The sequence below is a fragment of the Kluyvera sichuanensis genome (assembly GCF_014218705.1).
GTDB classification, from domain to species: Bacteria; Pseudomonadota; Gammaproteobacteria; order Enterobacterales; family Enterobacteriaceae; genus Kluyvera; species Kluyvera sichuanensis.
The window spans coordinates 133383-144979 of record NZ_JABBJF010000010.1 but is presented as its reverse complement, the minus strand read 5'-3'; the positions used below and the strand labels follow the sequence as shown (position 1 = coordinate 144979).

General features: G+C 55.6%; 12 protein-coding genes. 5 read left to right on the top strand and 7 right to left on the bottom strand.

Going from position 1 to position 11597, the window contains the following annotated elements; genetic code table 11:
• From HII27_RS13220 to citB, 3 genes are all read left to right on the top strand, one after another.
• Nucleotides 1-93: sodium ion-translocating decarboxylase subunit beta (locus HII27_RS13220; RefSeq protein WP_185667779.1), on the top strand; the 93-nt coding region annotated here is incomplete at its 5' end.
• A 134-nt stretch (nucleotides 94-227) separates the two neighbouring features.
• On the top strand, nucleotides 228-1856 hold the full coding sequence (citA, locus tag HII27_RS13215) for a citrate sensor histidine kinase CitA (RefSeq protein WP_185668302.1): 1629 nt from the start codon (nucleotides 228-230) through the stop codon (nucleotides 1854-1856).
• Nucleotides 1849-2544: a citrate response regulator transcription factor CitB gene (gene citB, locus HII27_RS13210; protein WP_185668301.1), complete on the top strand. Its 696-nt coding sequence runs from the start codon at nucleotides 1849-1851 to the stop codon at nucleotides 2542-2544. The genes citA and citB overlap by 8 nt, the downstream gene beginning before the upstream one ends.
• Here the strand turns inward: citB and HII27_RS13205 are convergent.
• Nucleotides 2539-3171, bottom strand: coding sequence for an alanyl-tRNA editing protein (locus tag HII27_RS13205; protein WP_185668300.1), 633 nt, complete (start codon nucleotides 3169-3171; stop codon nucleotides 2539-2541). The two genes, citB and HII27_RS13205, sit on opposite strands and share 6 nt — an antisense overlap.
• 92 nt (nucleotides 3172-3263) lie before the next feature.
• Between HII27_RS13205 and HII27_RS13200 the strand changes: the two genes are divergently transcribed.
• A complete protein-coding gene (locus tag HII27_RS13200) occupies nucleotides 3264-4172 on the top strand; it encodes a LysR family transcriptional regulator (RefSeq protein WP_185668299.1) in 909 nt (302 codons plus the stop codon).
• Between the two features lie 6 nt (nucleotides 4173-4178).
• Here HII27_RS13200 and rihC read toward each other — a convergent pair whose 3' ends face one another.
• The 6 genes from rihC to ribF all read right to left on the bottom strand — a co-directional run bounded on the left by rihC (nucleotide 4179) and on the right by ribF (nucleotide 10987).
• Nucleotides 4179-5093 carry a ribonucleoside hydrolase RihC gene (rihC, locus tag HII27_RS13195; RefSeq protein ID WP_185668298.1) on the bottom strand — a complete coding sequence of 305 codons (915 nt, stop codon included), beginning with the start codon at nucleotides 5091-5093 and terminating at the stop codon, nucleotides 4179-4181.
• Between the two features lie 65 nt (nucleotides 5094-5158).
• Nucleotides 5159-6109 carry a 4-hydroxy-3-methylbut-2-enyl diphosphate reductase gene (gene ispH, locus HII27_RS13190; protein ID WP_185668297.1) on the bottom strand — a complete coding sequence of 317 codons (951 nt, stop codon included), beginning with the start codon at nucleotides 6107-6109 and terminating at the stop codon, nucleotides 5159-5161.
• Nucleotide 6110: 1 nt separating this feature from the next.
• Nucleotides 6111-6560 carry an FKBP-type peptidyl-prolyl cis-trans isomerase gene (fkpB, locus tag HII27_RS13185; protein WP_185668296.1) on the bottom strand — a complete coding sequence of 150 codons (450 nt, stop codon included), beginning with the start codon at nucleotides 6558-6560 and terminating at the stop codon, nucleotides 6111-6113.
• 117 nt (nucleotides 6561-6677) lie between these two features.
• Nucleotides 6678-7166, bottom strand: a complete 489-nt coding sequence (lspA, locus tag HII27_RS13180) for a signal peptidase II (RefSeq protein WP_185668295.1) — start codon at nucleotides 7164-7166, stop codon at nucleotides 6678-6680.
• Complete coding sequence (ileS, locus tag HII27_RS13175; RefSeq protein ID WP_185668294.1) at nucleotides 7166-10015, bottom strand: isoleucine--tRNA ligase; 2850 nt, start codon at nucleotides 10013-10015, stop codon at nucleotides 7166-7168. Before ileS ends, lspA begins: the two co-directional genes overlap by 1 nt.
• A gap of 33 nt (nucleotides 10016-10048) precedes the next feature.
• A complete protein-coding gene (gene ribF / locus HII27_RS13170) occupies nucleotides 10049-10987 on the bottom strand; it encodes a bifunctional riboflavin kinase/FAD synthetase (RefSeq protein WP_185668293.1) in 939 nt (312 codons plus the stop codon).
• Between the two features lie 328 nt (nucleotides 10988-11315).
• Between ribF and rpsT the strand changes: the two genes are divergently transcribed.
• The gene (gene rpsT / locus HII27_RS13165) at nucleotides 11316-11579 is read left to right on the top strand and encodes a 30S ribosomal protein S20 (protein WP_003018940.1); all 264 of its coding nucleotides are present in this window, start codon (nucleotides 11316-11318) and stop codon (nucleotides 11577-11579) included.
• Nucleotides 11580-11597 lie beyond the last annotated feature (18 nt).

Below are 11597 nucleotides of genomic sequence, written 5' to 3'. Positions count from 1 at the left end.
CTGCTGATGCACGCCATGGGGCCGAACGTGGCCGGGGTGATTGGCTCGGCGATAGCCGCAGGCGTGATGCTGAAGTACGTGATGGCGATGTAATTTACGTTGGGATACGCGTGGCGTATCCCATTTTCATGCCAATGTTTTCTGAAAAAAAAGTAAGTATGAACTGGCTCAGGAACCGATCGTCCCAAATATCGGAATATCTCTTTTTTAAATATATCCACTTACCTATGTCTATCCGAAAAATCGCCCTGTGGTTTTCTCGTCGTTCCTTCCAGAATCGCATCTTTCTGCTGATCTTATTTACCTCAACGGTGGTGATGCTGGCGATGTCCTGGTACCTCACCAACATCACTAAAGACCGATTGCACTATCAGGTAGGCCAGCGTGCGCTGATTCAGGCGATGCAGATCTCGGCAATGCCCGAACTGGTTGAAGCCGTGCAGCACAACGATCTTGCGCGCATCAAGGCGCTCATCGACCCAATGCGATCGTTCTCCGACGCCACTTACATCACGGTTGGAGACGAAAAAGGGCAGCGCTTGTACCACGTGAATCCCGATGAGATTGGTAAATATATGGAAGGGGGAGACAGCGATGAGGCGCTGTTTAATGCCAAAAGCTATGTCTCTGTTCGTGAAGGATCGTTAGGGTCATCGCTGCGCGGCAAGTCGCCTATTCAGGATCAAACCGGCAAGGTCATTGGCATCGTGTCCGTCGGCTATACCATCGACCAGTTGGAAAACTGGCTCAACCTCCAGATTGGATCGTTTATGTTTCCCATGGCCGTCTTACTGCTGCTGCTCCTCTACTGCGCCAGACGGTTTTCCCTGCACATTAAAAAACAGATGTTGAATATGGAGCCGCAGCAGCTTTCGCAGTTGCTCATCCAGCAAAGCGTATTATTTGAGTCGGTTTTTGAGGGGCTTATCGCCATCGACTCGTTTCACCGCATTACCGCCATTAACCAGACGGCACGGCGAATGCTGAACCTTAGCCAGCCGGAGGCCGAGCTGATTGGGCAAGCAATAGATAGCGTGGTGACGCCTGAAACCTTTTTCTATGATGCCCAACAGAAGAACAAAAAAGATGAGATTGTGACGTTCAATGACGTCAAAGTGATTGCCAGCCGCATGGCCGTTATCTTAGACAGCCAGCCGCAGGGATGGGTGATTAGCTTTCGCAGCAAGGATGATATTAACACCCTCAGCCTGCAGTTAAGCCAGATTCAGCAGTACGCCGACAACCTGCGCGCAGTCCAGCACGAGCACCGCAACCTGATTTCCACCATCGCCGGGCTGCTTTTCCTCAAGCGCTACGATAACGCGCTGGCGCTGATTCAGCAGCAGTCTGAGAGCCACCAGAAAGTGCTCGATTTTATTGCCCACAGCTTTAAAGACCACCACCTTGCCGGTTTGCTGATTGGCAAATATTACCGCGCGAAGGAGCTGGGTCTGGAACTGGTTTTCGACCCCGCCTGCTACGTCGAGCAGCTACCGCTATCACTCTCTCATAACGAATGGATCTCTATTGTCGGCAACTTACTGGATAATGCCTACAACGCCACCCTGCTTAACCACGCGGGCTCACGCCAGATCGAATGTCTGATCAACAGCGAAGGCAACGAGGTGATCATCGAAGTCGCCGATCAGGGCATCGGCATTGATGAAGATATCCGCCAGCATATTTTTGAACGCGGCGTGACCAGCCGTGACAGCGGCGATCACGGCATCGGTTTATGGTTAGTTCGCAGCTACGTCGAGCAGGCTAACGGCAACATTATTATTGATAACAATAGCCCTTACGGCACCATTTTTACCCTCTACCTACCCTTTACCAGAGATGAACATCATGGATAGCATTACGACGCTGATTATTGAAGATGAGCCGATGCTGGCGGAAATACTGGTGGATACCATCAAGCAGTCACCGCAATTTCAGGTCATCGGCGTGGCCGATAAAGTGGAAAGCGCCAAAAAGCAGATTCGCCTGTATCAACCCGATCTGATCCTACTGGATAACTTCCTTCCCGATGGTAAAGGCATTGATTTAATTCGCCATACAATCAACACGCAGTACGCTGGCCGGATTATATTTCTCACCGCCGATAACCATATGGATACCATCAGCGAAGCATTGCGACTGGGGGTATTTGATTATCTGATTAAGCCAGTGCACTACCAGCGATTACAGCATACGCTGGAACGCTTTGCCCGCTATCGCGGCTCATTGCGTTCCAGCGAGCAGGCGAACCAAACCCACGTTGATGCGCTCTTTAATATTCAGGCCAAAGAGCAAATAGCGGAGCCTGCTTCAGGTCTACGCGGTATTGATGAAAACACCTTCAACCGCGTACTGCAGATATTTACCGACCCGCAGACGGTGCACACCGCCGACTCGTTAGCGCGGATCCTCGGTAGCAGTAAGACCACCGCCAGACGCTATCTGGAGCAAGGCGTGAAGAACGATCAGCTGGAGGCGGAGATCAGCTATGGCAAAGTCGGCAGACCTGAACGCATCTATCGCGGCAAGATTCCAGAACTATGATCCCAGCGTGTAGTTGACGATCATCTGCCCTTTTTTCATCTTCACCTGAACGATCGTCACCGGCCCAATCTCTGAAAGTTGGGCAACGTGCGTTCCTCCGCACGGGTAAGCCGGGAGATGGCCAAAACCCACCTGCCGCAGTCCGTCGGCGAATGTCACCTGTCGGGCGAGATTTTCCGCCTGCCAGGCGCTGATTTTCGTTAACAACGACGGCGCATCCGGCAACGTGGCGTTTTCCCCAGTGGCGAAAGTAATACGCCCCTCATGGGGCCAATGGTGCGCTTTTACCGGATGCCAGCCGAATTCCGTCCCCGCCAGGCCAATCAGATGCCCGGCTGAATGCAGCCGAGCGTGCAGCTTGCGCTGCGCGGCATCCACACGTAGATCCACTCCCCCGGGGGATAACGGTTTTGCCACGATATGCAGCACTTCGTCACCGCGCGCAATCACCGCTTCAACCGGCTCATTGTCAATCCAGCCCACATCCGCAGGCTGCCCGCCGCCCTGCGGGTGAAACAGGGTGCTATCCAGCACTACCGCATAGCGCCCGTCCGGCTCAGGTGTACAGCTCAGTACGTTAGCCCGACCTTCAGCATCATCGCAGGTGTAATAAAGACGTTCAGTCATGATTGTTCTCCTCTTAATGAGAAGAGTATATTCACTTTATCTGCGGCGATAATCCTGCGCCCACTCAATGCATCTTTGCCTGGAACGCACAAATGAACCCTAACCTTCTGCCCGACCTTGCCACCTTTGTGTTGATTATTGACCAGGGCAGCTTTACCGCGGCGGCAAAAGCCGCTGGAGCCACGCCTTCCGCCATTAGCCGCAGCGTGTCGCGCCTGGAGCAAGCGCTGGGCAGTAAGTTGCTGCATCGCACCACCCGCAAGCTGGCGTTGAGCGAAACAGGGAAAATGGTGTACGAACACGCGCAGGAGATGCTGAATGCCGCGCAGATGGCGCTGGATTCCGGCAGTAGCCGCCAGCAGGTGGCCCAAGGCAAGCTGACCGTTAGCGTACCGAAAGCGGTGGGACGTTTTGTGATTCACCCGCTGATGGCCGAATTCCTTGAGCGCTACCCGGACGTCGACGTGTGCCTGCGCCTGGAAGACCGCTATATGGATCTGATTGACGACGGCGTCGACCTGGCGCTGCGCATCAGCCAGTCCCCCTCCCCCGGCTTGTACGGCAAAGCGCTAATGCCGGTCAGCCATGTCATTTGCGCTACCCCGGCGTATTTACGTCAGCACGGCACGCCAGACACACCGCATGCGTTGCGCCACCATAGCTGTATCAGCCTCGGTGAAACGCCCGCCGACGCGCGCTGGAAATTCCGGCTTGGGGAGAAGAGCGAGACGATTCAGACTCACGGACGCTACGCCGCCAACCATACCGGCGTGCGGCTGGACGCGGTGAAAAACCATCTTGGTATTGGCAGCCTGCCGCTGTTTACCGCGCAGGAAGCACTGGCTAACGGTGAGATTGTGCAGGTACTGCCGGAGTGGGAGTTTATCAGCGACTACAGCGGCGATCTGTGGCTGTTATGGACGCGTAACCAGCATATGCCCGCCAGAATGCGGGCGATGATTGATTATCTGAGCGAGAAGCTGCCGCAGCAAAGCCGCTAATGATAATTACGACGCCAGTGCAAAAACCTCCGCCACCCATTGGCGGAAGCCTTCGACGTCCAGCCCCAGCGCCACCTGCGCGTTAGCCGGCTGGCCGAGCTTCCCTTCAATATCCACAACCGTTGTTCCAGCGGTAAATTGCCCCTGTGTTTCAACGGCGACGTAGCAGCTTTGCAGAGTAAACAGCGCCGGGCGTGCCAGCCAGGCAATCGCGCACAGGTCGTGCATGCGCAGGCCACTCTGCATACTGCCGCTGCGGTAGTGGCTGAACAATGCATGGAGCATACCGCCGGTTTTATTCAGCGCGGGCAGCGAGGCCAGATATTCCGGCGAGAGCGTCGCCTGGTTAGTCACGTCCAGACCGCACATCACAATCTCCAGGCCGCTGCGGAACACCAGCGCCGCCGCTTCCGGGTCGATAGCGATATTAAACTCGGCGTTCGGCGTAAAGTTACCGCGCCCGGCGGAACCGCCCATAATCACCAGGCGGCGAATATTGAAGCGGCACTCAGGATACTGCGTCAGCAGCAGTGCGATATTGGTCAGCGGGCCAATGGCGACCAGCGTGACCGGCTCAGATGCCAGCATCAGCGCATCGCGGATCGCCTGAAACGCCGGTTTTGCCAGCGGCTGGCGGTTATGCTCGACAAAATCATAGCCCTCCATGCCGGATTCGCCGTGTACCGACGCCGCGTCGCGCAGCGGGCGAACCAGCGGTGCGGCCGCGCCCTGCGCCAGCGGCACATCCGCCTCCCAGAAATGGAGCAGCTGCAGGCCATTACGGGTGGTTTTCTCGACGGAGACGTTGCCGGCGACGGTGGTCATGAGCTGGAGATCCAGCTCGGGAGCAAACAGCGCGGCGGCAATCGCCGCGGCATCGTCGATACCTGGATCGGTATCCAGGAAGATAGGCAGTCGCATGATTTCTCCATAAAAAATGCCAGACGTTAAGCCTGGCATTTTTTCACATCTGCGGGAGAATTAATTTATTCGACTTCACGAACATCCACACGCAGCTCGCGCGGCACCTCAAAGACGATGTTCTCTTCACGACCTTCAAGGGTAATCGCCTCGCCGCCACCTAACGATTGCAGGCGAGCAATGACGTTCTGCACCAGAATATCCGGCGCGGATGCCCCGGCGGTGACGCCAACGCAGGTTGCCTCTTTCACCCAGGCTTCCTGGATATCAGATGCATCGTCAATCAGATAGGCCGCTTTACCCATCCGCTGCGCCAGCTCGGCCAGACGGTTGGAGTTGGAAGAGTTCTTCGACCCAACGACCAGCACCACGTCCGCCTGCTGGGCGAGCGATCGCACGGCTTCCTGACGGTTGGTGGTGGCGTAGCAGATATCATCTTTACGCGGGCCGACGATTTTTGGGAAACGGCTGCGCAACGCGTCAATAACATCAGAAGTGTCGTCCACCGAGAGCGTAGTCTGGGTCATAAACGACAGCTTGCTTTCGTCTTTCACCGCCAGCTTCAGTACGTCTTCCGGCGACTCGACGAGGTACATCCCCCCTTTCGGGTTGCTGTACTGGCCCATTGTGCCTTCAACTTCCGGGTGACCGGCGTGGCCGATAAGAATCGACTCTTCGCCGCGACGGCTAGCGCGCGCCACTTCCATATGCACTTTGGTAACCAGCGGGCAGGTCGCGTCAAAGACCGTCAGGTCTCGGCTTTTCGCTTCGTTACGCACGGTCTGAGAAACGCCGTGGGCGGAGAAGATCAGGATAGCGCCGTCCGGCACTTCGCTAATCTGCTCGATAAAGATAGCGCCACGTGCGCGCAGGCTGTCCACCACGTAGCGGTTATGCACCACTTCATGACGAACGTAGATTGGCGCGCCATAGATGGCGAGCGCATTTTCAACAATGCTGATAGCGCGGTCAACGCCTGCACAAAAGCCGCGTGGGTTGGCCAACAGGATCTGCATGTTACGCCTCCAGTACCGGATCGACTTCCAGTACTTCAATATCAAAATGAACGGTATGGCCCGCCAGCGGGTGGTTGAAATCAACCGTGATGGAGTCACCGTTAATCTCGCGGATCACGCCTGGCATCTCGCTGCCGTCCATTGCGGTGAACAGCATGATAGCGCCGATTTCCGGTTCGCCCGCATCCATAAATTCGCGGCGGGAGAAATACTGGATAAGATCGGGCGTGGAAATCCCAAACGCCGCGTCAGGCTCCAGAGAGAATGCTTTTTTGTCCCCGGCCTTCAGGCCGAGAAGATGCTGCTCCAGCCCTTCAGACAGGGAGGCATCGCCCAGACGAAACAGCGCCGGTTTGCCGTTGTTACGGGTCGACTCTGCGGTAGAGCCATCGTCCAGTTTCAGCGTGAAGTGCACCAGCACCGCACTATTGCTTTGAATCGAGTTAGACATGCAGGGACAGCCTTTTATCTTACGACATTGGAATGACGATTATTGTTATTAGATAGCGTAGCCTGCAGTTCCCCGGCGTCGCTACGCTCGGCCGGGCTACAGACTGCGCTTATTTGATTACGCCTGCTTTTTCGGCAGGAAACCTTCCAGCACGATCAGCGCAGCACCGATACAGATTGCCGTATCAGCCAGGTTGAAGGTAGCAAAATGCCAGTCGCCGACGTAGAAATCGATCATGTCGACAACGAAGCCATGCCACAGACGGTCGAACAGGTTACCCAACGCGCCGCCAATAATCAGCGCGTAGGCAATGTTGTTCAGCTTTTGCGAGGCCTTAGCGCGATACATCAGCACCGCCAGCGCCACACAGATACCGATAGCGATACCCGCAAAGAACCAGCGCTGCCAGCCGCCGCTGTCGGCCAGGAAGCTAAACGCCGCGCCATAGTTACGCGCATAATGCAGATTAAGCGACGGGAACAGCGAAACCGTTTCCCCCAGAGCAAAGTTCTGGAGGATCAGGTATTTGCTGCCCAGATCGATAATCAGCACGACGACAACCAGCCACAGCCAGCGTAGCCCTGTTGAACAAATCGATTTACTCATCAGGCAAACTTACGTTTTTCGCCGTCACCGGCCACGTTGCTCACACAGCGTCCGCAGATTTCTGCGTGTTCCGCCACCTTACCGACGTCCTGAGTGTAGTGCCAGCAACGCGGGCACTTCTCGCCTTCGGCTTTATTCAGCGCCACTTTCAGCCCTTTCAGCAGTTCGCTCTGCTGGGCATCAGCGGTTGCCGCTTCATAATCGGCAACGGTTGCCCCGGAGGTCAACAGGACAAATCGTAATTCGTCGCCCAATGCATTCAGCTTAGCCGCCAGTTCCGGCTGGGCGTACAGGGTGACTGCCGCTTCCAGAGAACCACCAACTTTCTTATCAGCACGCGCCTGCTCGATGACCTTGTTCACTTCGCCACGAACCTGCAGCAGCTCTTCCCAGAACGCATCGTTCATCGCTTCGCTGTCGGCCAGGCCAAACAGACCTTCGTACCATTCGCCGGTGAAGACGTACTTCTCGCGGTTACCCGGCAGGTAGCCCCAGATTTCGTCGGCGGTGAAGGACATGATAGGTGCCATCCAGCGAACCAGCGCTTCTGCGATATGGTACAGCGCAGTCTGGCAGCTACGACGCGCCACGCTGTCCGCTTTCGCGGTGTACTGGCGGTCTTTGATGATGTCGAGGTAGAACGAACCCATTTCTACGGAGCAGAAGCGCATCAGACGCTGTACCACTTCGTGGAAATCATAGGATTCGTAGGCTTTCATGATGTCAGCCTGCGCTTCTTGCGCACAGCCTACGGCCCAACGATCCAGCACCACCATCTCTTCCGGTTTCACCATGTCTTTTACCGGATCGAAACCGTTCAGGTTCGCCAGCAGGAAGCGCGCGGTGTTACGGATACGACGATAGCTGTCGGCAGCACGTTTCAGGATTTCATCCGATACCGCCATTTCGCCGGTGTAGTCGGTAGATGCTACCCACAGACGCAGGATATCCGCGCCCAGTTTGTTCATCACGTCCTGCGGAGAAACGGTGTTACCGATAGATTTAGACATCTTACGGCCCTGACCATCCACGGTGAAGCCGTGGGTCAGTACCTGGCGATACGGCGCTTTGCCTTTCATGGCGACGCTAATCATCAGGGAGGACATGAACCAGCCGCGGTGCTGGTCAGAACCTTCCAGATACATGTCAGCCGCGTGGCCGCCGAATTCAGGGCGCGCATCGACGACGGAGTAGCTGGTTGAACCGGAGTCGAACCATACGTCCAGGGTATCTGGCACTTTGACGTAGTTGTCCGCGTCATCACCGAGGATTTCACGCGGGTCGAGATCCCACCACGCCTGAATACCGTCTTTCTCTACGTATTTGGCAACCGCTTCCATCAGTTCAGTGGTGCGCGGGTGCAGCTCTTCGGTGTCTTTATGCACGAACAGCGCCATTGGCACGCCCCAGGTACGCTGACGGGAGATACACCAGTCAGGACGGTTCGCTACCATGGATTCGATACGTGCTTTACCCCAGGCCGGGATCCAGCCACTCAGATCTTCTTTCGCCAGGCCTTCCTGCTCGATGCGGTCGATCTCTTTCAGAGATTGAATACGCAGGCCTTTTTTATCCATGCTGACGAACCACTGCGGGGTCGCACGGAAGATAATCGGTGACTTGTGACGCCAGCAGCATGGGTAGCTGTGCTGCATTTTTTCTACGTGCAGCAGTGCGCCTTTTTCCGTCAGCAGCGCCACGATTTTGTCGTTGGCTTTGAAGACGTTCACGCCGTCCAGTTCTGGGTAAGTGCCTGCCAGGTAAGCGCCATCAGGGCCAACTGGGTTAGCGATTTCCAGACCGTACTTCTGGCTGATCACATAGTCGTCAGGGCCGTGGCCACCGGCGGTATGCACCGCACCGGTACCGGCATCCAGCGTCACGTGGTCGCCCAGAATAGCCGGAACGTCGAAGCCCATGAACGGGTGGGTGAAGCGCAGCAGTTCCAGCTCGGCGCCTTTGACGGTGCCCAGAATGGTGTAGTCGCTCACGCCGATGCGCTTCATCACGCTCTCAACGAGGTCGCTTGCCAGAATCAGCGCCTGGCCGTCAATTTGCACCAGCGCGTAATCGAAATCAGGCGCCAGAGAGATAGCGCGGTTCGCTGGCAGGGTCCACGGGGTGGTGGTCCAGATAACCAGGGAGACAGGGCCAGTCACGTTCGCGGCACCAAATTTCGCTTTTACCGCATCCGGGTCAGCGGCGTGGAACGCCACGTCGATGGACGGAGAGGTTTTGTCGTAATACTCAACTTCCGCTTCCGCCAGCGCAGAACGGCAGTCAACGCACCAGTGCACCGGCTTCGCGCCTTTGTGCAGGTGGCCGTTAGCAACGATTTTGCCCAGCGCACGAATGATGTTGGCTTCGGTTTTGAAGTCCATGGTCAGGTATGGCTTCTGCCAGTCGCCCAGCACGCCCAAACGGATGAAGTCGGTACGCTGACCGTCAACCTGGGTTGCGGCATATTCGCGGCACTTGGCGCGGAACTCGGCGGCGGTAAATTTCTCACCCGGCTTGCCAAATTCTTGCTCAACTTTCAGCTCGATAGGCAGGCCGTGGCAGTCCCAGCCAGGCACGTACGGAGAGTCATAACCGGAAAGCCCTTTGGACTTCACGATAATGTCTTTCAGAATCTTGTTAACCGAGTGACCAATATGAATGTTGCCGTTCGCATATGGAGGGCCATCATGCAGAATGAACGTTTTTTTGCCTTTTTTGGCTGCACGAATGATGCCGTACAGGTCATCATCAGTCCAACGCGCCAGCATTCCCGGTTCGCGCTTGGCGAGATCGCCGCGCATCGGGAACCCTGTTTCCGGCAAATTCAGGGTTGATTTATAGTCACTCATCAGATTCTCGGTTCCGTATATTTACGTAGGCATTTAAGCCGGGTTTGAAAGCCCAAAAAACTCGCGGGCCGTTAATTCATCACGCGCAATCTGCGCTTTTAGTTCATCCAGCGACGCAAATCGCTGCTCGTTGCGTATTTTTTTACGCAGCACTACATCTATATGGCGACCGTAAAGGTCCATTACAACGTCGAGCAAATGCACTTCCAACTGCTGGCGAACGCCAGCAACGGTCGGGCGCGTACCAATATTTGCCACGCCCGGCAGAGGCTTATCACCCAGCCCCGTGACTTCTACCGCATAGACCCCTTTTACCGGGGACACCTGACGACGCAGCGGTAAGTTCGCCGTCGGGAAACCGATGGTGCGACCCAGTTCATCGCCGTGCACCACGCGCCCGGAGATGATAAATGGGTGGCCCAGAAGGCTTTCGGCCTGTTCGAGGTTATCCTCAGCCAGCGCCTGACGGACGGCGGTGCTACTGATGCGCACGCCACCGTGACAGAAGGTTTCGGTACTGGTGATATCGAAACCAAAATCTTCACCAGCCTTCTGTAATAACAAGAAATCGCCCTGACGACCAGCGCCGAAGCGGAAATCATCGCCAACGGCGAGGAACTGCACCCCCAGACGCTTCACCAGCAGTTCGCTGATAAAGTCCTGTGCGGTCAGCGCCGCAAAGCGACGGTCAAAGCGCAGGCAGAGGACGTAGTCCACTCCACTCTCGGCCAGATAGCGCAGCTTTTCACGCAGGCGCGTCAAGCGAGCCGGGGCCTTGTCAGCCGCGAAAAGCTCCAGCGGCTGCGGTTCAAAAATCATCACCACCACAGGCAAACCGCGCGCTCTGCCCTCGGCACGTAAGCCTTGCAGTAACGCCTGATGCCCGCGATGCACACCGTCGAAATTACCAATGGTCAGCACGCACCCATGCGGGGCCTGACTGAGATTATGTATGCCGCGTATCAGCTTCATGTCTGGCTCAAAAGAGTGAAAATCGTCAGAGTATACCTTGTACAACCCGTCACGTTAACCCGCGATTACGCCTCACGGCGGAAAGAAGGAATGTTTTCATCAGCATCCGCTGGAAAGGTAAGAAAATATGGCCGACGCGCATGATTTTTGTGCCGGAAGGACTGTATTCGTTGCCCACAAGCTGGTAGAATCCTGCGCCATCAATACGTAATGCAGCGTTGTCAAATTAACGGCGCTTATTTGCACAAATCCATTGACAAAAGAAGGCTAAACGGGCATATTCCTCGGCCTTTGAATTGTCCATATAGAACACATTTGGGAGTTGGCCTTGGCTAATATCAAATCAGCTAAGAAGCGCGCCGTTCAGTCTGAAAAGGCTCGCAAACACAACGCTAGCCGTCGCTCTATGATGCGTACTTTCATCAAGAAAGTATACGCAGCTATCGAAGCTGGCGACAAAGCTACTGCACTGAAAGCATTTAACGAAATGCAACCAATCGTGGACCGTCAGGCTGCTAAAGGTCTGATCCACAAAAACAAAGCTGCACGTCATAAAGCAAACCTGACTGCACAGATCAACAAACTGGCTTAATCGCCCGCTTGTTATCAG

Coding starts and splice junctions, on each gene's coding strand:
- lspA (WP_185668295.1), bottom strand. CDS start 7,166: ATGAGTAAATCGATTTGTTCAACAGGGCTACGCTGGCTGTGGCTGGTT.
- rihC (WP_185668298.1), bottom strand. CDS start 5,093: ATGCGACTGCCTATCTTCCTGGATACCGATCCAGGTATCGACGATGCC.
- citB (WP_185668301.1), top strand. CDS start 1,849: ATGGATAGCATTACGACGCTGATTATTGAAGATGAGCCGATGCTGGCG.
- HII27_RS13205 (WP_185668300.1), bottom strand. CDS start 3,171: ATGACTGAACGTCTTTATTACACCTGCGATGATGCTGAAGGTCGGGCT.
- HII27_RS13200 (WP_185668299.1), top strand. CDS start 3,264: ATGAACCCTAACCTTCTGCCCGACCTTGCCACCTTTGTGTTGATTATT.
- citA (WP_185668302.1), top strand. CDS start 228: ATGTCTATCCGAAAAATCGCCCTGTGGTTTTCTCGTCGTTCCTTCCAG.
- ispH (WP_185668297.1), bottom strand. CDS start 6,109: ATGCAGATCCTGTTGGCCAACCCACGCGGCTTTTGTGCAGGCGTTGAC.
- fkpB (WP_185668296.1), bottom strand. CDS start 6,560: ATGTCTAACTCGATTCAAAGCAATAGTGCGGTGCTGGTGCACTTCACG.
- ileS (WP_185668294.1), bottom strand. CDS start 10,015: ATGAGTGACTATAAATCAACCCTGAATTTGCCGGAAACAGGGTTCCCG.
- ribF (WP_185668293.1), bottom strand. CDS start 10,987: ATGAAGCTGATACGCGGCATACATAATCTCAGTCAGGCCCCGCATGGG.